A 20686-nucleotide genomic window follows, 5' to 3' on the forward strand; every position below is an offset into this window, starting at 1 on the left:
GTCAGCTGTCCCGGATCGCCGACTGAATGTCGCTCAGCTCGAACTCGGCGACGCTCGCGTTGGGATCGCGCGACGTGCGCAGGGCATGTGCCTCGCGGGTCTTCTCGAGCAGCGTCCGCATCGAACGCGCGTTGCCCCATTGCGGATCGTCGCGCTGCGATTCGACCCATGGTGCGAGCGCCGCCTCGAAGCCGATCGGCAGCAGATATTGCTGCTCGGACGCCATGGCGCGGAAGATTTCGCAGAGCTCCAAAGGGTCGTAAGGCGGGAAGTCGATCGTCTTGGTGAAGCGGCTGGCGAGCCCGGGATTGCTCGCGACGAAACGGTGCATCTCGGCGGGATAGCCGGCGACGATCACGACCAGGCGGTCGCGGTGATCCTCCATGTATTTCAGCAGCGCCTCGATGGCCTCGCGGCCGAAATCACCCTTCCATTCCGCTGCGCTCAGGCTGTAGGCCTCGTCGATGAACAGGACGCCGTCGAGCGCGGTGCGGCAGATGTCGAGCGTCTTCGGTGCGGTCTGGCCGACATAGCTCGCGACCAGCTGGCTGCGGTCAGCTTCGATCAGGTGACCTTTGCGCAGCACGCCGAGCGAGCGATAGACGTCGCCGATGGCGCGCGCCACCACAGTCTTTCCGACCCCCGGAGGACCGGTGAACACCATATGCCGGCTCGTCGCGAAGACCGGCAGGCCCTGCTCGCGCCGCCGCCGCTCAACCTCCAGGCTCGCGAGCAGCTTGTTGATCTCGGATTTGACCGAGGCGAGCCCGATCATCATGTCGAGATCATCCAGTGCGTCGTCCGCGGTGCGTGTCACCATCCGGCTTTCGCCAGTCGCGGAATTGGTCGTCAGCCTGCGGCCGTAGGTGTAGCCACTTCCGATCGGGACGAAACCCGACGCCGCGGGGTCCGCTCCGAGCCGGGAGGCGATGTAACCGACGCTGGTCGCAGAGACGATCGTCAGCGCGATGCCGAAGAATCGCAGCGCCGTCATCTCGGAGAAGAGCGAGCCGATCCAGCCGAAAAAGCCGATCTGAGGATTGAACAGCAGTGCGCTGAACCCTGCCGTCGCCACGCCGACCACGATGAAGGCGAGGATGAACCGCGTCGTCAGAAAATTCTGCATTCAAGTCTCACTTGCAAATCTCACTCGCAAACCTCACTTGCCGGGCTCACTTGCAGGGCGGGCGGGCATGCCATCGCACCGTGACAGTGGTGGAGCCGTTGATCGGCTCCATCCGTGCGGTCGGATAAAGGGATACGAGCAAACCCTTGGCGTCGCCGTCGGCGGTCAGCGGGTCGAGCCCTCCGCTGTCGGGCAGCGGGTTTGGCAGCGCAATTCTCTGCGGCTGGTCGGTGACGCGGAACGGGGGCGATCGATATTTGCTGGTGCGAAACGTGACGGTGCCGCCGGCAGGATTGCCCGGCGTCGAAACGGTGATGAACGCCATGGGGTAACGGCATTGCCGGGTGTCGGATTGCGCGACCCGCTGGCTAACCGGCGTGAGGGTCGGGATGGCATCCGCCACCTGCTCCTGCGGCACCAGCTCGATCACGGGCGCGTCGGGCTCGGCTCGCGTGGCCACGAACCATCCAACGATGGCCCCGATCATGGCCGTGCCCGCCAGCAGAATCGCGAGCATCGATGAAGCATCTTTTCGGGGACGAAATGGAAGGGCTCCTGTGGGATCGTCCGAGGACCCTGGCGACTGCTCGCCGCCGTCCCTTTCGTGCATCGCCATGACGCGACAAGACCTGTTGAACGTCCATTCCTCTCCCGAACCTAGGAATTCTGTCGGCAGATATCAATGGTTGTGACGGGGCTATCCCACTATCACAAATTTGTCACGGGTCAGCCTAAAATCGATGCAAATTACATCCCGCCCATCTTGCAGACGAGCTTCCACTCCTCCGCTGTCACCGGCTGCACGGAGAGGCGCGAATATTTCACCAGGGCCATATCAGCGAGCTTCTTGTCCGCCTTGATAGCGGCCATCGTCACCGGTGTCTTCAGCGGCTTGTCGGCCTTGATGTCGACGCAGACGAATTTTTCGGTCTTGTCGGTCGGATCGGGATAGGCCTCCTTGATAATCTCCGCGATGCCGACAATCTCCTTGCCCTCGTTGGAATGATAGAAGAACGCCTTGTCGCCCTTCTTCATGTTCACGAGGTTGATCCGCGCGGTGTAATTGCGGACGCCGGTCCAGGCCTCGCCCTTGGCACCCTTGGCCACCTGCTGGTCCCAGGACCACACCGACGGTTCGGATTTCACCAGCCAGTAGTTCATCGCAGCTTGCCCCATTCACGGATACGCCATCTCGTGTGTGCGGCGATATTTAGGGCACGCGGATGCCCGCGACAAGCGTGGGCATCCGATGTCCATCGCAGCGCTCATTCCTTCAGATATCGATCGAAGAATTTCGCGATATCGGTGAAGGCTTCCCGGGTCTCCGGCGCATTGACGCTGAACTGGTACTGGGCGTGAGACTGACCTTCATAGACGTTGAGATCGGCGATGACGCCGGCGCGCCGCAATTTGCGGTGCGTGCGAACCGTATTGCTGAGGAACAGATCGCGCGTGCCGGATGTCAGGATGGTCGGCGGGAAGCCTTTGAAGTCGCCGTAGATCGGCGAGATGTAGGGATTTTTCAGGTCCGCCCCGTTGGCGTAGAGTTTTGCGGCGCGGCCGAGCCAGCCGTCCCAGGTCACCAGCACGTTATCGGCCCACTCATTGCTGGCGTAGGTGTCGCCGACCTTGTCGATATCGGACCACGGTGTGCCCGGTGCGATCGCCGCCGGCTTAGGCAGCTTCTCGTCCTTGGCCCGCAGCACCATCGCGAGCGTCATGGCCCCGCCCGTCGACGTGCCGAAGATCGCCATCCGGCGTGAATCGTGGGTCCTGGTGACCTCCTTCCAGACCGCCATCGCATCATCCATCGCGGCGGGATAGGGGAAGTCGGGCGGCATGCGGTAGTCGACCGAGATCACCTTGAAGCCGCCAAACCCAGCCATCATGATCGCTTCCGGCAACGCGGCTTCGCCGGGCCCGAACACATAGCCGCCGCCATGGACGTGGACCAAAAGGCGGCGCCGGTTCTCGGGCGGAATTTTGCTCGGCGTGACGATGAAGCAATGCACGCCCGCGATCCTGGTCTCTTCGACCTTGACGCCGAGCTTTTCCTTCATCGCCGGAACGTTGGCGATCGACAGCTTGGCGCGGCGGTCGATCAGTTCCTTCCATTCCGCAGAGGTCTTCGGGTCCGCGTTGAAATGCGGCGGATAGGGCGCGCCGATCATGGCCTGCATATCGGCGCTGACGTCATTGGAGGGATTGACGATCGATTTGACGGGCGCGACCCGCTTGCCGTTTTCGGCATTGGCCGCCGCCTCGTTTTTGGCGAGCTCGTCATAGGATATTGCGGCTTGGGTGTAGGCAGCGGTGGGTAGCGTGATGGCGGCAAGTGTGACGATCGCGATCGAAACGATCGCGTGATGCGGTTTGCGCATGCGTTTTCCCCTGGATCCGTTTGATTATTGTTGGACCGGGATCCTGCGGTTCGCCGCTAGGCTAGACCAGCGTGCACAGGTCGTGAAGTACCACCCGACGGGCCGTCATTGGGCCGCCGTTATTCCTCGGCCTTGAACGGCCGTGTCAGCAATCCTTCGATCGCGGCGTCGATCGTCAACCTGCCGTCCAGGATGGCGGCCACCGCTTGCGAGACCGGCATGTCGACGTTCCGCGCGGCCGCAAGCTCGACCAGCACTGGCGCGGTGAATGCGCCTTCCGCAAGCTTGCCCGCTGGCGCAGCCTCTCCGCGACCAAGCGCGATACCGAGCGCAAAATTGCGCGACTGCGCGGTCGAACAGCTGAGCAGCAGGTCGCCGAGGCCGGAGAGGCCCGAGAGCGTTTCGGTGCGCGCGCCGCAGGCACGGCCGAGCCGTGCCAGCTCGCTGAAGCCTCGCGTGGTCAGCGCGGCGAGTGCGGAGGCGCCGAGGTTACGACCGACCACGATGCCCGCGGCGATCGCGAGCACGTTCTTGGCCGCGCCGCCGATCTCGACACCGCGGACATCCGTGGTGTGATAGGGCCGGAAGGTCGCCGAGCCCAGCGCCTGAACCAGGTTGCTGGCGAGCGCCTCATCATTCGCCGCCAGCGTCACCGCCGTCGGCAGGCCGCGCGCGACGTCATCGGCGAAGCTCGGGCCCGACAGGATCGCGGGCTGTGCGTGAGGTGCGGCTTCCGCGATCACGTCGGTCATGAATTTGTGGGTGCCGTGCTCGATGCCCTTGGCGCAGGCGATGACCGGAACAGGCTTTGTGATGTGCGAGGCCAGCATGTTGACGGCGCCGCGCAGATGCTGTGCCGGCGTCGCGATCAGCAGCATGTCCGCGCGCGCGACGAGCGCCAGCTCGCTCGTCACGACGATCTCCGGCGCCAGCCGTATGCCGGGCAGCCGCGGATTGTCGCGGGTCGACGCGATCCGGGCGGCATGTTCGGCGTTTCGCGCCCAGAGCGTTACGCTCCGGCCGGCCCGCGCCGCCACTGTAGCCAGTGCTGTGCCCCAGGCGCCCGCTCCAATCACTGCGACGGAGTGGAATGCGGTCATTGCTCGATCCCTCCACTCCCCCGCCCCGCTTGCGGGGGGAGGGTCGGGGTGAGGGGGAGTCTCCGCAAGGACGGTGACAGAGAGAATCGCGGAGAGTCCCCCTCACCCGGATTGTATCTGCGATACAATCCGACCTCTCCCCGCAAGCGGGGCGAGGTGAAGCGGAACTCGCGGCGACACCACAGCATTCAAAATCCCGCCCGGGTCTTGCCGTAACCCGCCGGCGCCGTGGCGTTGGCGTCGAGCAGCCAGCGCGCGCGGGGCTGGGCTTCCATCGTATCGGTCATGCCGAGCGCGAGGCGTTCGGCGCCGGCCCAGGCGATCATCGCGCCGTTGTCGGTGCACAGCGCAGGCGGCGGCATGATCAGCTGCGTCTGCGCTTTCGCGGCAACGTCATTCAAGGCGCCGCGGATCGCCTGGTTGGCAGCGACACCGCCGGCGGCCACCAGCGCACGCGGCGCGCCGAACTGCTCGCGAAAAAGCCTCAGGCCGACGCTCAGCCGGTCAGCCGTCGAGTCCAGCACGGCCGCCTGGAAGCTCGCACAGAGATCGCTGATGTCCTGCGGCGTGATCTCGATGAACCGGCTCGCCTCGTTGCGGACCGCCGTCTTCAATCCGGACAGGGAGAAGTTGGCGTCGGGCCGTCCCTGCATCGGCCGCGGAAAGGCAAAGCGCGCAGCGTCGCCGGTTGCAGCCGCGCGCTCGACCTGCGGGCCGCCGGGATAGGGCAGCCCGAGCATCTTCGCGACCTTGTCAAAAGCCTCGCCGATCGCATCGTCGACGGTGGTGCCGAGCCGCACATACTGGCCAACGCCGGTGACGGCGACGATCTGGGTATGGCCGCCCGAGGCGAGGAACAGGCAATAGGGAAATTCGATTGCGTCGGTCAGGCGCGGCGTCAGCGCATGCGCTTCGAGATGGTTTACCGCAACCAGCGGCGTGTCATGCACCATCGCAATCGCCTTCGCGGTGGTGAGCCCGACGATCACGCCGCCGATCAGGCCGGGGCCCGCGGCTGCCGCAACGCCGTCGAGTTGGGCGTAGTCGACGCCGGCCTCGTGCATGGCGCGGTCGATGATCCCGTCGAGCACGTCGACATGGGCGCGCGCGGCGATCTCCGGCACGACGCCGCCGAAACGGGCATGTTCCTCGACCTGCGAGCGCACGATGTTCGACAGGATCTTGCCGCGTCCGTCAGGCGCCCGCTCGATTACGGCCGCCGCGGTCTCGTCGCAGGTCGTTTCGATGCCCAGCACCAGCATTGGCGAATTGTTATCCAATTTGGGCCCTTGCACTCATCTGTAAAGCAGAGTTCTGGTACGTCCGGTAGCATTCCGGGGTCGCTTTGCGCAATTGCCATGCGCATCCGATCTTGTGAAAGCTGCGCGGCCTTGGGAACATGAGCGATGTCCATTCTTGTCACACGGCCGCATCCCGATAATGAGGCGACGGCAGAAGGCTTGCGCGCGCGGGGGCATGTGGTGCTGCTCGCGCCGCTGCTCAAGTTCGAGCCAGTCCCCTTTCATGACGAGAGCGAGGCCGGTTACGGCGCCATCATCGTCACATCGGCCAATGCGATCCGCGCCGTCGCGCCGCTGTTGCCGGACCTCGATCTGTTGAAGCTGCCACTGTTTGCTGTCGGTGAGCATACCGCGGCCGCGGCACGTGATGCCGGCTTTGCCGAGGTGATTGTCGCCAGCGGCGATGCCGCGGCCCTGCGCGACAAGGTGATGCAGGGCGCCCGCGACAAGCGCGTGAAGAAAAAAAGCACGCTGCTTTATCTGGCCGGTGCGGATTTGTCGCGTGACCTCGGCGGCGAGCTCGGCGCCGAAGGTTTTAGCGTGGTGACGCAGACGACCTATCGTATGTCGCCGGTGAAACACCTGCCGCGCGAGGTCTGCGAGGGCTTCGCCGCCCATGGCATAAGAGCGGTGCTGCACTACTCCCGGCGCAGCGCACGGGCCTTTCTGGAGGCGGCGCGGGACGAAGGTGTTGAAATTTCGGCACTGGCGATCCCGCAATGCTGCCTGTCGGAGACCATTGCCGCTGTGCTGCGCGACGCCGGCGCAGCGCAGGTCGCGGTCGCCGCCGCGCCGGACGAAAATGCCTTATTTGAGACCTTGGAGCGTGCTTTGCGGAGCCGTTTGGCGTAAGAGGACGGGCCGAATCCGACGCAATTGGGCTCGCCCCTGGTACGCAAGTGTGAGGAACCGTCACGATGGCCGACGACAAGCCTGAAGACGCAGGATTGGCCCCCGAGTCCGGCCGTGCCAAGCGCGCGCCGCCCACCATCGACCTCGAGGCGACCGAAGTCTCCACCCAGCCGCAGGACGTGGCGGGCGAGCCGGAGGCGCAGCCAACGGCCGAGCAGGCAAAGTCCGAGCAGGACAGCGCCGAAGCCGAGTTCGAGCAAGCCAAGGTCGAAGACACCAAGTTCGAGGACACCAGGGCTGAGCCGGAGCGCGCCGAGGCGCAGGCCGCGTCCGCAGCCGTTTCTCCCTGGGTCATTGCGCCGTTGTCCGGTGCCGTCGCAGCGGCGGTCGTGATCGGCGTCGGCTGGATGCTGGGCTGGCCCGCGGTGCAGGCGCCGCCGGCCGCCCCGCAAGTGACGAGTGCGACGGTCGACGCGCTGAGCGGACGCGTTGCCGCGGTCGAAGCCAGGGCTGGCAAGCCCGCCGCCGATCCGGCGATTGTCTCGCGGCTCGATGCGCTGGAGAAATCCGTCGGCACGCTGCGCAGCGACATCGCCAATCTGCGCACCCAGTCCGACAAGACTGCGAGCGCGTTGAATGATGTGAAATCGGCGCCACGTGATGGCGCTGCCTTGCCCGACCTTGCCGCCCTCAACGATCGCATCTCGCAGCTCGAACGTGCCAGCACGAATGCACGCGCCGAGCTCGCGCAGCAGGGCGAGAAGATTGCCGATGCAAAGGTGGTGGATGACAAGCCGTTGCGTTATGTCGTGGCAGCCACCCTGCTCGACGTTGCTGTTCGCCATAACGATCCCTATGAGGCGCAGCTCGCTGCCGCGCGGTCGCTTACGGCCAAGCCCGAATTGCTGAAGCCGCTCGATGTGTTCGCGTCGGCCGGCATCCCGACGCCGGTCGCGCTGAGCCGCGAACTTCTCAACATCGTGTCAAAGCTGTCGCCGCCGGCGGAAGCCCCGAGCAGCGGCGCCGGCATCGTCGAGCGCCTTCAGGCGGGCGCGTCAAAACTCGTTCGCATCGAACGTACCGACGGGGTCGGCAACGATCGCGGCGCCATTGTCGCGCGGGTCACGGCAGCGGCGCTGCGCAACGATTTCGTCGAGGCGCGGCGCGAGCTGAGGGCGTTGCCGGATGCCGATCGCGCGCCTGCGCAAGCCTGGCTCGACAAGGCCGATGCCCGCGATGCCGCGCTCGCGGCCTCCCGCGCATTCGCCGATGATGCCATGGCTGGTCTCGCCAAGCCCGGTCTCGCCAAGCCTGCTCAATAATATTCGCGCAATAACTCGCGCGTAATAGGGATCGCTATGCTTCGCATCGTCCTTTTCCTCGCTCTGATTGCGCTCGCAGCGGCGGGCGCCGCCTGGGTTGCCGACCAGCCCGGCAACGTCGTGATGACCTGGGGCGGTTTTCGGGCCTCACCGAGCATTCCGGTGTTCGTGCTTTGCCTCGGCATATTCGCGGTCGCGATCGTTTTCCTCTGGAGCATCCTGACCGTGATCTGGCGCACGCCCGGACGGATGCGCCGCCGCCGCCACGACAAGCGTCACGCGCGCGGCCGCCACGCCATCACCCACGGCCTGCTCGCGATCGGCCATGGCGACACCGCGCTTGCCCGCCGTCATGCCGAAGCAGCGCGGCGCCACGCGCCGGACGATCCGCTTGCGCTGCTGTTGCACGCGCAGTCGGCGCAGATGGACGGCAATCGCGACGAGGCGCAGCGCGCCTTCCGCGCCATGGCCGAGCGTGAGGACACGCGGTTGCTCGGCCTGCGCGGCCTGTTCATCGAGGCGCAACGCGCCGACGATGCGGTCGGCGCCGTGATGATCGCGGAGGAAGCGATCAAGCTGTCGCCGTCGTCGACCTGGGCCTCGCATGCGGTGCTCGGTTTCCGCTGCGCGCGCGGCGACTGGAGCGGCGCGCTCGCGATTCTCGATTCGAATTTGTCCGCGGGCCTGATCGACAAGGCGACATATCGCCGGCAGCGCGGCGTGCTGCTGACGGCGCGTGCACTGGAATTGGAGACCATGGACCGCGACGTCGCCCGCGAGAGCGTGATGGAGGCGATCAAGCTCGCGCCGACCCTGGTGCCGGCGGCGGTGCTCGCCGCGAAATTCGAGAGCGAGGCGCATCAGGTGCGCCGCGCCATGAAGCTGGTCGAGGCCGCCTGGCTCGCCAATCCGCATCCCGATCTCGCGGACGCCTATGCGCATGTGAAGCTCGGCGATGCCGCGCGGCAGCGCTTGCAGCGGGTCGAGACGCTCGCGGCCAAAACGCCCGCCGGCAAGGTCGGCCATGTCGAAGGCCAGCTCGCGATCGCGCGCGCCGCGATCGATGCCTCCGAGTTCGGCCGTGCGCGCGTGGTGCTTTCACCTTACGTCAACGATCCGACCCAGCGGGTGGCGCTGTTGATGGCCGAACTCGAGCGCACCGAGCATGGTGACGGCGGCCGCGCCCGCGCCTGGACCTTGCGCGCGGTGCGCGCCCGCCACGATCCGGCCTGGACCGCGGACGGCTATGTCAGCGACCGCTGGCGTCCGGTCTCCCCGGTCACCGGCCGGCTCGATGCCTTCCAGTGGCAGACGCCGGTTGCGAGCCTGCCCTCGGACAAGGGCACTACGATCGAATCCTCCGCCTTCGAGGAAGCCATGCTCGCGGCCCCGCCGCCGAAGCGGGTGACGGCCGTCGCCGAAAGCAGCCCGGCGGACCAGGCGCCCGCCCCGGCTCCGGCCGCGCAGGACAATGCACCCCAAGAGGCCAAGGAAGAGCCGGTGGTCACGCCCGCCGAGCCGGTCAAACCAGCCCCGGAGCCCGCCGAATCATCGCCGGAGGCCGCAACGCCGGTGTTCCGGACCCGCGCCGACCTCGGCAAGCCCGCGCCGGCGCCGATCCCGGCCGTCATCCCGATCGTCCGCGCCCCGGACGATCCCGGCATCGATGACGACGGCCCCAGCGATGAATTTACGGAACAAATCGGCACGCCCAAGGCCCAGGCCGGCGGCTGGCGCGGATTCTGGTCCCGCTGGGGCGCGTAAGCCCTATTTCGAGCCCGGCTTGTCCTTGCCAATTCGGGCCATGCCCGATATCAGGAGCGCGCGTATCGGGGCCGGTATCGCCCGGGCCCGGCAGGGTTCGCCGCAATAGCTCAGCTGGTAGAGCACGTCATTCGTAATGACGGGGTCGGGGGTTCGAGTCCCTCTTGCGGCACCAGTTCTTTCAAAGACTTAGCCCATATGCGCCGCTTCCTCCATTCGCTAAAGGTACGGCAAAGGTACGTGATCGGTAGTTATCCCGGCGCAACCCTTTGATTTGACTCGCCGCGAGTCGCGTCTCTTTGCATCATTTGCATCATGCAAAATTTCATGCGTACGATCACGCACGAAAGAAGCAAAACGAATCACAGCGCGACACGCTGCGGGAGACTTCAACGAATTCGAAATTGGCTTGCGCGTAATCAACTCACGCGCCAACGCCGAACGATTCTCAGCCAGCAATGGTTGAGAGGGGTGGACTGGGCGGGGTGCCACCCGCCCGAGTCCGATGCTACTACGTCGCTGAAAGGTCTCTGTTGATCCGCCTAGCGGGTTGGCAGAGACCGGCAGTGGGCACCTACGTACTCCCACTTGCCGAGCCGAAAGCGGACATAGTCCGTGACGGACACGGGTTGCTGGATCGAACAACTTATTCTCATGATAACCTCTTCCGTAAACGGAGCGCGGGATGCGCCCCGCCGGTAGAGGGCGCGCACCTGTCCGTTTCAGAAGAAGCTCACGACCAATAAGGCCGCCCAGCCGTGGGGGCGAATCGAACTCGCCGACTCGCCTAGGGACTCTCAGGTAGAAAGGTCCCGGTTTCAAGGGATTGGGGGGCAGTTCCCCACGATTTACCGGCATAAACCCGCATCGTCGGCTCACGTTAGCAATTGGAGAGGGATCATGGCTGGCACCTCGCTGTGGCCAGTGGTTTTAGGCGGTCTCTTGACCGGCGCCTTCACGTTGGGCGGAATTGGTGTCGGTCTATTTGGAGCAGCCCGTCGTGATGCAGCACAAGAGCACCGCGACTTAAGAGAGCGCCGAGCCGACAAGTTCGAAGAGTTGGTCGCGGCGGTTTATGAGTACGATCATTGGCTGGCTCTAATTAGAAGTCGGGATGCATTTGGCATCGACAGCGCCGAGCCTCAAAGCATGTCACCTTTCGCGAAGGTGCAGGCCATAACGTCGGTTTATTTTCCGAGGTTCAATGCGCCAGTTCGGGAGCTGGAAAGCACTGCAGATCAGTATCTGATCTGGATTTACGATGCGGAGCGCAAGAGAGTTTCCAAAGACGCCAAATATGCGGATGGCTTCGATGGAAGCTACAGGCCTTATTGCCAGAAGCGTGAAGCATTGCTCGATGCACTCAAGGAATTCGCTCACAAGGAGTTTCAGTGAGTCGAACCGAATCGAAATTCTTATATTTTGTGCGCGGGGCACTACTGCGCGCATCCGGGCCGCCGAATTTTGGCCCCCGGGGTGGGGTCCAATCACGTCGGCCCCAGCACGCGCTGGACTGCGCTGGCAGACTGTTTGTAATTGGGTTATTATTCGAACAGTCCTCCAACCGAGGAGCCTGCGCGCCATGGTGAAATCTCATCTGCGGGTGATCGCCCCACCCAGTGCGGCGGGGCATGGCGGGGTCCGTACCTTGGCGTACCTTTCTAGGTACGTATGCCCGCGCTTGGGCGCAATGGGCGGTTGCCGAAGGCGATCGTCTGCGCCGGCCAAAAGCCTATAGCAGCAGCGCTTTTCGCAACCCCTCGCCTTGCGGTGCGCTCGGTTGCGGTGCCCCGCAAAGTGGATTAAATTTCATTCGTAATGACGGGGTCGGGGGTTCGAGTCCCTCTTGCGGCACCAGCGCTCTATTTCATCCGCTCGTCACAAGCCCAATTTTTTGTCGACTGCAGCCAGCTCGTGTGCGCGTTGCACTCGGCGCCGGTGTCACTAGGATGCGCCGCCGATGACGTGTGCGTGACGGGACAAGTGGTGGGTACGGAGAACAGAGCCGGGACGACGGATCTCAGCGCATGGCTGCGGATCTCCGGTCTCGTCGTTCTCGCCGCGTGCATCACCGCCGTCATCGCCTTGCGATCGCTCGAAGTCTCACAGCTGCACAGCCGGCTGTCTGTTCCTCCGCTCTATGACGACGTCTCCTATTTTCTCGACGCCGTGCGGTGGATGAACGCGGCGAAGGACCAAAGCATCTTTGCTAGTGTCTGGGACATGCTGCGTCAGCACGCGCCGTTCTCGACGCTGGTGGCGGTCATCGGACTTGCGCTGTTTCCCGGCAGCTTCATCGGGCCCTATCTCGTCCACGCCGTCGTGGTCTTCGCATTCTTGCTCGGGATCGTCTGGCTGACCTGGCGGCGGCCTGTCCTCGAAATCGCCGCGTGCCTGCTTGCCGTGCCCTGCGTGCCGTTGCTGTGGCACACGGTCACCGAGGCGCGTCCGGATCTGCCCTCGGGTCTTGCCATTGGCCTTGCGGCCGGGGCCATCGTCCACCACGCCGTACGCGATCGCAGCGCGCGCTCGCTCGCGGCTCTGGGCGTTGCTTGCGCGCTCGCCGCAAGCATCAAGCCGACGTCGTTTCCAGCCGCGCTTGCTCTGCTCGGTAGCGCATTCGCGATTCGGTTGCTGGTCGATTGCATCGAGGCCGCCGGGCTACGGTCGTCGATCCGCTCCGCACTGACCGCACTGCTGTGGTTCGTGCTGCCGTTGATCGCAACCATCGCTCTTCTGGTCGGGCCGGCATTGGTCGAGACCGTCACCTACATCCTCAAGGTGTTTGTCGGCGATCGCGATCTCTGGACGACCGGCGAAAGCTTTTGGGCCGGATTGCTGCGCTTCTCGATCGGCGGCGAGGGACAGTTCGGCCTGCATGACTGGTTCGCCGTGGGCGTGGCGCTCATGCTGCTGCGTCTCGTGCTCGCGGCCGTTGCTGGTCGAGCCGCGGTGCTGGATGCCGTCGTCCTGCTCGCGGCCGTGCTGATCGCCTATGCCATTCCCTCCATCGCGGAAATCAAGACCTACTATTTCGGCGCGATGTTTTATGGCCTGTTCATCGTCGCGATGGTGCTCAACGGCTGCGCCAGCCTGGCGCTTGTCGACCCACTCCTCGCCCGCTTCGGCCTCGGGAGCGACGTTCGCCGCTACGCGCTCACCGCAGGCCGGGTGCTTGCACTCGCGCTCGTCTTTCAGCTGTTCGTGCGTCATGTCGTCATGGGGCAGATCAGCACCGCGACGCCGCTGAGCGCGCAGCAGCAGGAGGACATCCGGGTCGCGACCGAACGGCTCTGGTCGCTCTTGCAAAAGACGAAACCGGAAAAGTCCGGCCCTCTCTACGTCGCCTTCTCCAGTCCCTATCCGGTCACGTCGGCGACCATCCAGCTTTATGCCGAACGGGCGCAGATGAATCTCGTCGTGCGCAACGAGTTGTTCCACCGTACCGCGCAAGCCACCGGTGATGCGCTGCTGAAGTCCGAGATCCTGGTGCTGTCGAGCTCGATCCCGCACACCCTGGTCGGACCGCGCGTCGGCGACGAGCTGATCGCGCGCATGGCCGCGGAAAACGGCGTCTGCCTGCTCGACTCCATCACCTTTCCGGACGTGACGCTGCGGGTCTATCGGCGTGGATGCTGAGGTGCGTCCAAGGCCGGGGGCCGATCCGCGTGATCTCCGTCACATAACCTCGCGTGCGTCTCCCCTAGGGTCCGGTCACGCAAACACGGGGAGATTTCACATGCGCAAGATCATTCTGGTTGCCGCCATGGTCCTGGTCTCTGCATCCGCCCAGGCAGGCGACCGCAGCCTCTCGCTGGCCACGGCCAATGATGCGACCACGGCTTCGCAAACCGCGACTGCCGCCACCGCGACGACGCAGGTGAGCGAAGCGGCACCGGTCGCCGAGGCTCCGAAATATGTCGATCGTCCGCCGGTGGTTTCGACCACTGCGCCCGCGGCGACCACCACGACCACGACGACTTCAGCGCCGGCTGCGACCCAGCCTGTACCGAAGACGACGGCCAAAGCGGACAAGCCGAAACACAAGCGCACCTGGACCGAAGGCCGCATCATCAGCGAGCTGCATCGCCACGGCGTCTACTGGTAACCGCCTTCCCAAAACGACAATGGCCGGGCAAGAGCCCGGCCATGACACGTATTAAGAAGCGGTTCGATCGAGCCTACTGCGAGACCGTCTGCACCACGTTTCCGATCGGACGCGCGCTCGAGGTCGGCACCTTCATCTCCTTCAGCAGCGCCTCGTCATATTCCGGCAGCGACTGGAAGGTGGTCTTGGCCTTGATCTGCACGATCTTGTAGCCGCCGGCCTTCAGGCGCGCGAGCAATGTCGGCAGCGCTTCGCCGGTGTGCTTCTGGAAGTCGTGCATCAGGATGATGCCCTTGCCGAGCTTGTCGAGTTTCGTCATCACGGTCTCGACGATCTTTTCCGGCGTGGCGCCCTTCCTGAAGTCGAAGGAATCGAGATCGGTCGACCACATCGCGACGTTGCGGGTGCCGAGATAGCTCACCATCGCCGGATTGTGCTGAAGCTGCGGGAAGCGGAAGAACGGCGCGGGATTGGTGCCGAGCGCGAGCTTCACGGCGCTAAAGCCCTTCTCGATCTCGTCCTTGGCCTGCTGCTCCGTCAACTTCTTGCTGTTGAGATTGAGATGCGACCAGGTGTGTGTGCCGACCGTGTGGCCCTGGGCCAGCACCTGGCGCAGGATTTCCGGATGCCAGGTCGCATGCTTTCCGACCGAGAAGAACAGGCCCTTGGTGCATTCATCCGCAAGCGCCTTCAGCACCGCAGGCGTGTTCACCGGCCAGGGACTGTCGTCGAAGGTCAGCACGACCTCCTTGTCGGTGAGGAAGTCGAACTGCTTGAAAGTTTCGAAGCCGAAGCCGGGACCGCCGGTGGTGTCGATCTCGACCACGCGGGCGACGCCCAGCGCGTTCGGATTGGCGCAAGTTGACTTCTGCTGCACGGGAATTGCTGCAGGCGCAGAAGCCGGCGCTGCCGCAGGCGCAGCGGGCTTGCCTGCGAGCGCCGCGGTGGTCTCGACGTCGTCCTTGGCGGCAAGCTTCGCCGGCAGCGGATCGGCGGCACGGGCGGCTGTTGTCTGGGGGGCGCCCTGGTCGGCGCGTGAGGAATAATAAAACCAACCGCCGGCGGCGATCACGACCGCGGCAATTACACTGGCCACCATCAGGCCCAACGCATTACGCATCGCGCTACTCTTTCCAAATACGCAACCAAACCAGCGGAATTTCCCGCGTCCCGAGCCATTAATGCGAAGGAACAGTTAACGTGACACCAACACGACGGCGGTTGCGGAGGAATTTCAGGGAGGTGCGCCAAAGTGACCAGGGTCACAGTTGCGGTGCGGCACGTGACCGTCATCACAGTAGAAAGGATTTTGCGGGAGCATCGTCAGTCCCATCAACAACGGGCCCGCTTCCGGCGGCGCCAATGGGAGCTTCAAATGACCAAGTCGTTTACCGCCAAGATTTGCGACACCAGCCTGGCTCTGGGCTTTGCCGCCATCATCTCGATCATCTCGACCACCTCGAGCTTCGCCTTCTCGGCCGAGGCGCAGCAGATGTGCACGGGCGACGCATTCCGCCTGTGCTCTTCGGAAATCCCCAACATCCCGAAGATCACCGCGTGCATGATGCAGCACCGCTCTGACTTGAGCGCCGGCTGCCGCGCGGTGATGGACAAGGACCTCGCCAAGGGCGCGTCGCGCAAGGTCGCTGACGCTCAGGACGGTCATTAAGACGCGAGCAACCTAGTTGCTCGAGCTCCCCTCGCGATGTGCCCCGGCGTGAAGCCGGGGCCATCCGGCGGCGCCAGTCTGCCTGTCAATAAAGCCGTTGCGGCTCCGGCATCGCCGCTCTAGCTTCGCCCCCTCATCTTCCGGGTACGAGGCATTACGCGATGGCCAGATTTCTTTTCATTCTTCCTTTGATACTGTGCGCATCGGGCGCGTCGGCGCAGCAGCAGCCCGGCCATGACGCCTGCGCGCGCGACGTCACGCGCTTCTGCCGTCCCGTGATGAACAATGGCGATGGCGCCGTGCTCGCCTGCCTGAAAGAGCATCGCGCCCGCCTGACGAAGGCCTGCGACAAGGTGCTGACGGATCACGGGCAGTAAGACCTACGTACTGCTGCCCGCCGCGGTCGCGACCACTGGCAGCACCTCGGCACCGGCGCGGTCTGGCGTCTCTTCCTTCCAGCGCACCGAACCGAACGGGCGCTCCAGCATGCGGCGGATCCGCACCGGATCGGGCCCGATGTGGAAATCGATCGCTTGCTGATGCAGCGCGCGTTCCGATTGCGTCGAACGGTTGCGCTGGCGCAGATAATCAAACCAGGTCGGACAGTGATAGCGCTCAGTCCACAATTCGGGGTCGGCGATGTCGCGCGCGATCGACCAGCCATAGGCGCCGTTGCGCTGCCGGGAGAGCTGCACGTCCTGCATCACATTGTGGAAGGCGCGCGCGTTCTCCTGGCTCACGCGGTATTCGATCTCGACCACCAGCGGCCCGCTGCGTCCGGTCACTGATAGCTTGACCTCCGGATCGGCCAGCACGTCGGCGTCCTCGTTGCGCGCGCCGACGCGCGGCATCGCGAGCCAGATGCCGAGCAGCGGCGAGATCAGCATCAGACCGGCCGCCACCAGCAGCGCGACCTCGACGCCGGCATAATCGGTGAGATGACCCCAGCCCCAGGCGCCGATCGCGATGCCCCCGGAAATCGAGGCCTGGAATGCCGCGAGCGATCGGCCCGCCACCCAGCGCGGCGCCGAGAGCTGCACGCCGATATTGAACAGCGCGACGGCGGCCATCCAGACCGCGCCGGCCAGCACCAGCGCAGCCGCGGTCAGCACCGGTTCGCTGGAGAGCGCAAGGGCCGCCATCGCGAACGCCATCGAGATCGTGCAGGCGCGGATCGCCGACTCGCCACTCATGCGCTTGCGCAGCTCGTGGATGTTGAGCGCGCCGACGACAGCGCCCATGCCGAAGGCGCCGAGCATGATGCCGTAGGTCTGCGCGCCGCCATGCAGGAGATCGCGCGCGACCAGCGGCATCAGCGCCATGATGGCGCCGCCGCACAGGCCCATCACCAGCGTGCGCAACAGCACGATCTTGATCGGCGGCGAATTGGTGATGTAGCGGAAGCCCGAGACCATGGCGCGGTTGAGCTTTTCCCGCGGCAGGCGCGACGGCTCGGTGCTGCGCCGCCACAGCAGCAGCACCACCAGCAGCGGCAGATAGAGGATCGCATTGCAGGCAAACGCAGCGACCGCGCCCGCAGAGGCGACGATGACGCCGCCGATCGCCGGACCAAAACTGCGCGCGATGTTATAGCTGATGCCGTTCAACGCCACCGCCGACGGCAGCGCATCCGGCGGCACCTGCTCGCTGACCGAGGATTGCCAGGCAGGTCCAAACAGCGCGTTGCCGCTGCCGACGATGAAGCAGAAGGCCAGCAGCGTCTCCGGGCTGATGAGCTGGAACCAGGCGAGCAGCGTCAGCGCGGTCGCGCCGGTCAGTGCGATCGACAGCGCGATCAGCGTGACGATGCGGCGGTCATACATATCGGCGATGGCGCCGGCCGGCATCGAGATCAGCATGATCGGCAGCATCAGGGCGGTCTGCACCAGCGCCACCTTGTCGGCGGAAGCCGCCATCTGTGTCATCGCCCAGGCCGCGCCCACGCCCTGGATCAGGAGGCCGAGATTGGAGAGCAGGCTGGCGAGCCAGATGCGCCGGAATACGGTGTACTGCAAAGGTGCGGTGATGCCCTCGGCGACCACTTTCTGACGTTTCGGCTGCTCGGTCATATCCCCTTCCAAGTCGTCTGGCAGAAATGGCTTCAATGATTCCGATGCTTTCAGTGATGCCCGCGAAAGTCCTTCGCTGTCCAGTGCTTAGGCCGCTATAAGCGGTGCAAAGTCATGGTTTTACCGGAGAGGAACAGATGAAGCTGTCACGACGGACAATCCTGTTGGGTGCAGGTAGCTTGCCTTTCGCGGTTGCGAGCTTGCGGACGGATGCGCGGGCGCAATCTCCGTCGGCGGCGAAAAGTACGGACAAGAGCACGGCCACGAGCGCCGAGGTGCCACCGATCCTGTTCGTCCATGGCAATGGCGATTACGATGCGCTCTGGATGACGACCCTGTGGCGGATGCAATCCAACGGCATCGCGCGCGACCGCATGTTCGCGATCAATTTCACCGATCCCACAGCGCGCGCTGACGACACGGTCGAGCAGGCGGGCCGGTCCTCGACCGAGGACCAGCGTCGCGAGCTTGCCGCCGCCATCGCTGAATTGAAGCGTCGCACCGGCGCGCCGCGCGTGGCGCTGGTCGGCAATTCGCGCGGCGGCAACGCCATCCGCAACGTCGTCAAGAACGGCAACGCAGGCGACGTCAGCCACGCGGTCTTGTGCGGCACGCCCAATCACGGCGTGTTCGCGCTCGACGATCTGCTCGGCAGCGAGTTCAACGGACGCGGCGCCTTCCTGCGCGGCTTGAACGATGGCGACAGCGAGGTGACGCCGGGCACGGCATTCCTCACCTTGCGCAGCGACGGCATGGACAAATATGCGCAACCCGACGGCCGCTTCATGGGCAAGCCCGGCGTGCCGATCAATGTCACCGCGGAAGGGCCCGAGCTGAAGGGCGCGACCAATCTCGTGCTCGGCACGCTCGATCATCGCGAGACCGGGTTTCATCCGCGCGCCTTCCGCGAGATCTACAAATTCATCGCCGGCCGCGAGCCTGCGCGCATCGCGATCGTGCCGGAGCGGAGCGTCCGCCTCAGCGGTTTGGTCACGGGCACGCCGGGCGGCGTGCCGACCAATCGCCCGGTGGCCGGGGCGACGGTGGAGGTGTTCCATATCGATCGCGACAGCGGCGAGCGCGGGGGCGAAATGGTGCACCGCTCGACGACGGGCGCAGACGGCCGCTGGGGGCCGGTCGAGGTCGATTCCGGCTCACCGCTCGAAATCGTGCTGACCTCGCCGGACGCACCGACGACGCATTTCTACCGCTCGCCCTTCCCGCGCTCCTCCGACGTCGTGCATTTGCGGGCCGCGCGCCCGTTCGGGCCGGCGGACAAGGATGCCGGCGCGGTCGTGATCATGTCGCGTCCGCGCGGCTATTTCGGCCTGCCGCGCGACATCGTTTTGTTCGACGGCCAGACGCCGGCCGACGTCAAGCCGGGTGTGCCTACGGATTCGGCAGCAACCCTGCGCTTTCCGGCCAGCGAGGTCGGGCGTAACGTCGTGGCCCAGTTCAACGAAGAACGAATTGTGGCACGCGCCTGGCCGGCCTCCGAGAACAGGATTGCGGTTGCCGAGCTGACTTATTAGCTGTTGAGCGGCACCAGTCTGCTCAATGCCTGCGGGAGAGAGCCATGAACATCGCCAGCGTGCGTCGGCCGATCGTCCCTCCGGCCCCGCCGCGGGCCCCGGACGATATGTCGTTCTTCGGCAGGCTTGCGGTGATCAGGCAGAACATGATCGCAACCTGGGGGCAGCGCGCCTATGAGGAAGAGATCCTCCAGGGCCGCTTCTTCCTGCACAAGAGCTTCATCCTGAACCGTCCGGACGCGATCCGGCATGTCCTGCTCAGCAATTACGAGAACTACACGCGCACGCCGGCGGGCATCCGCATGCTCCGCCCGGTACTCGGCGAAGGTCTCCTGATCGCGGAAGGCCACGACTGGACGTTTCAGCGCCGCACGCTGGCGCCGGCCTTCACGCCGCGCGCGACGGCAAATCTCGTTCCGCACATGACGGCGGTGCTCGACGAAACCATCGCCAAGCTCGACACGCAATCAGGCGAGGCCGTCAATCTGCGCGAGGTCATGCAGCGCATGACGCTCGAGATCGCCGGGCGCACGATGTTCTCGTTCGGCATGGACCGGCACGGCCCGACCTTGCGCAACTTCATCGTGGAGTATGGCGAGCGGCTTGGACGGCCCTACTTCCTCGACATGGTGCTGCCGGTGTCCTGGCCGACACCCATGGATCGTGCGCGCGCCCGCTTCCGCAAGCGCTGGACCGAATTCGTCGCAACGCTGATTGCCGAGCGGCGGGCCGCAGGCAAGAAGGACGGCGCGCCGCCGCGCGATCTGTTCGATCTCATGGACGGGGCGCGCGACCCTGAGACGGGCAAGGGCTTTTCGGACGAGCAGCTCGTCGACGAAGTCGCAACCATGATTCTCGCAGGTCACGAGACCACGGCAACCGCGCTGTTCTGGGCGCTCTATCTGCTAGCGCTCGATCCGGACACGCAGGAGGAGGTCGCTTCCGAAACCCGCGGCGAACATCTCGACAGTATGGCCGACATCGATCGTCAAAAATTCACCCGCGCCGTGATCGACGAGACCATGCGGCTTTATCCGCCGGCCTTCCTGATCGCCCGGGCCGCGCGCGACAAGGACAATGTGGCCGGGGAAGCGATCAGCAAGGGCGACATCATCATGATCGCACCGTGGCTGCTGCACCGGCACGAGAAGCTGTGGGATCAGCCGAATGCATTCATTCCCAAGCGTTTCATGTCCACCGAGGCGCCGGACCGCTTCGCCTATCTGCCGTTCGGTGCGGGCCCGCGCGTCTGCGTCGGCGCGCCGTTCGCGCAAGCCGAATCGGTGCTGGCGCTGGCTCGGTTGATCGGCGCGTTCCGCGTCGAGCTGACGGACACCACTCCGGTCATTCCGCATGGCGTCGTCACGACCCAGCCGGGCCACTCACCCATGTTCCGCATCACGCGTCGGTGACAGGCATTCGTCTGACCAATGGCGTGATCCACCCTAGATAGAGTTACGCC

Annotated in this window: 18 protein-coding genes and 1 tRNA gene; 11 read left to right on the forward strand and 8 right to left on the reverse strand. The window is 64.9% G+C overall.

From position 1 onward, the window contains the following. Position 1: 1 nt before the first annotated feature. From ACPPVR_RS01655 to tsaD, 6 genes are all read right to left on the reverse strand, one after another. The gene (locus ACPPVR_RS01655; RefSeq protein ID WP_426612561.1) at positions 2–1126 is read right to left on the reverse strand and encodes an AAA family ATPase; all 1125 of its coding nucleotides are present in this window, start codon (positions 1124–1126) and stop codon (positions 2–4) included. Positions 1127–1172: 46 nt separating this feature from the next. After that, a complete protein-coding gene (locus ACPPVR_RS01660; RefSeq protein WP_426612562.1) occupies positions 1173–1643 on the reverse strand; it encodes a hypothetical protein in 471 nt (156 codons plus the stop codon). Between the two features lie 230 nt (positions 1644–1873). Next, positions 1874–2287 (reverse strand): EVE domain-containing protein, encoded by a 414-nt coding sequence (locus ACPPVR_RS01665; RefSeq protein WP_063985980.1) that lies wholly within the window; start codon positions 2285–2287, stop codon positions 1874–1876. 104 nt (positions 2288–2391) lie between these two features. Next, complete coding sequence (locus tag ACPPVR_RS01670) at positions 2392–3507, reverse strand: alpha/beta hydrolase (RefSeq protein ID WP_426612563.1); 1116 nt, start codon at positions 3505–3507, stop codon at positions 2392–2394. Between the two features lie 119 nt (positions 3508–3626). Further along, a complete protein-coding gene (locus ACPPVR_RS01675; RefSeq protein WP_426612564.1) occupies positions 3627–4607 on the reverse strand; it encodes an NAD(P)H-dependent glycerol-3-phosphate dehydrogenase in 981 nt (326 codons plus the stop codon). Positions 4608–4795: 188 nt separating this feature from the next. After that, a complete protein-coding gene (gene tsaD / locus ACPPVR_RS01680) occupies positions 4796–5869 on the reverse strand; it encodes a tRNA (adenosine(37)-N6)-threonylcarbamoyltransferase complex transferase subunit TsaD (protein ID WP_426612565.1) in 1074 nt (357 codons plus the stop codon). 144 nt (positions 5870–6013) lie between these two features. Here tsaD and ACPPVR_RS01685 point away from each other — a divergent pair, with 144 nt between their 5' ends. From ACPPVR_RS01685 to ACPPVR_RS01715, 7 genes are all read left to right on the forward strand, one after another. Beyond that, the gene (locus tag ACPPVR_RS01685) at positions 6014–6760 is read left to right on the forward strand and encodes a uroporphyrinogen-III synthase (RefSeq protein ID WP_426612566.1); all 747 of its coding nucleotides are present in this window, start codon (positions 6014–6016) and stop codon (positions 6758–6760) included. Between the two features lie 65 nt (positions 6761–6825). Next, on the forward strand, positions 6826–8082 hold the full coding sequence (locus ACPPVR_RS01690) for a COG4223 family protein (protein WP_426612567.1): 1257 nt from the start codon (positions 6826–6828) through the stop codon (positions 8080–8082). Positions 8083–8118: 36 nt separating this feature from the next. Then, positions 8119–9846 carry a heme biosynthesis HemY N-terminal domain-containing protein gene (locus ACPPVR_RS01695; RefSeq protein ID WP_426612568.1) on the forward strand — a complete coding sequence of 576 codons (1728 nt, stop codon included), beginning with the start codon at positions 8119–8121 and terminating at the stop codon, positions 9844–9846. A gap of 99 nt (positions 9847–9945) precedes the next feature. Beyond that, positions 9946–10021 (forward strand) — tRNA-Thr (locus ACPPVR_RS01700). A 725-nt stretch (positions 10022–10746) separates the two neighbouring features. Next, the gene (locus ACPPVR_RS01705; RefSeq protein ID WP_426612569.1) at positions 10747–11241 is read left to right on the forward strand and encodes a hypothetical protein; all 495 of its coding nucleotides are present in this window, start codon (positions 10747–10749) and stop codon (positions 11239–11241) included. Between the two features lie 576 nt (positions 11242–11817). Next, the gene (locus tag ACPPVR_RS01710; RefSeq protein WP_426612570.1) at positions 11818–13485 is read left to right on the forward strand and encodes a hypothetical protein; all 1668 of its coding nucleotides are present in this window, start codon (positions 11818–11820) and stop codon (positions 13483–13485) included. Between the two features lie 100 nt (positions 13486–13585). Then, positions 13586–13954: a hypothetical protein gene (locus tag ACPPVR_RS01715; protein WP_426612571.1), complete on the forward strand. Its 369-nt coding sequence runs from the start codon at positions 13586–13588 to the stop codon at positions 13952–13954. Positions 13955–14027: 73 nt separating this feature from the next. On the opposite strand, the gene ACPPVR_RS01720 is transcribed toward ACPPVR_RS01715, so the two are convergent. Next, positions 14028–15074 carry a polysaccharide deacetylase family protein gene (locus tag ACPPVR_RS01720; protein ID WP_426612572.1) on the reverse strand — a complete coding sequence of 349 codons (1047 nt, stop codon included), beginning with the start codon at positions 15072–15074 and terminating at the stop codon, positions 14028–14030. Positions 15075–15329: 255 nt separating this feature from the next. Here ACPPVR_RS01720 and ACPPVR_RS01725 point away from each other — a divergent pair, with 255 nt between their 5' ends. Continuing rightward, the gene (locus tag ACPPVR_RS01725; RefSeq protein ID WP_426612573.1) at positions 15330–15623 is read left to right on the forward strand and encodes a hypothetical protein; all 294 of its coding nucleotides are present in this window, start codon (positions 15330–15332) and stop codon (positions 15621–15623) included. 161 nt (positions 15624–15784) lie between these two features. Further along, complete coding sequence (locus tag ACPPVR_RS01730; protein WP_426612574.1) at positions 15785–16000, forward strand: cysteine rich repeat-containing protein; 216 nt, start codon at positions 15785–15787, stop codon at positions 15998–16000. Between the two features lie 3 nt (positions 16001–16003). Here ACPPVR_RS01730 and ACPPVR_RS01735 read toward each other — a convergent pair whose 3' ends face one another. Beyond that, the gene (locus tag ACPPVR_RS01735) at positions 16004–17692 is read right to left on the reverse strand and encodes an MFS transporter (protein WP_426612575.1); all 1689 of its coding nucleotides are present in this window, start codon (positions 17690–17692) and stop codon (positions 16004–16006) included. Positions 17693–17829: 137 nt separating this feature from the next. Here ACPPVR_RS01735 and ACPPVR_RS01740 point away from each other — a divergent pair, with 137 nt between their 5' ends. Together ACPPVR_RS01740 and ACPPVR_RS01745 are read left to right on the forward strand one after the other, a co-directional pair. Then, positions 17830–19224, forward strand: a complete 1395-nt coding sequence (locus ACPPVR_RS01740; RefSeq protein WP_426612576.1) for a hydrolase — start codon at positions 17830–17832, stop codon at positions 19222–19224. Positions 19225–19268: 44 nt separating this feature from the next. Next, positions 19269–20636, forward strand: coding sequence for a cytochrome P450 (locus tag ACPPVR_RS01745; RefSeq protein WP_426612577.1), 1368 nt, complete (start codon positions 19269–19271; stop codon positions 20634–20636). The last annotated feature ends 50 nt before the right edge of the window (positions 20637–20686 follow it).

Source organism: Bradyrhizobium sp. McL0616 (genome assembly GCF_049993385.1).
Lineage (GTDB): Bacteria > Pseudomonadota > Alphaproteobacteria > Rhizobiales > Xanthobacteraceae > Bradyrhizobium.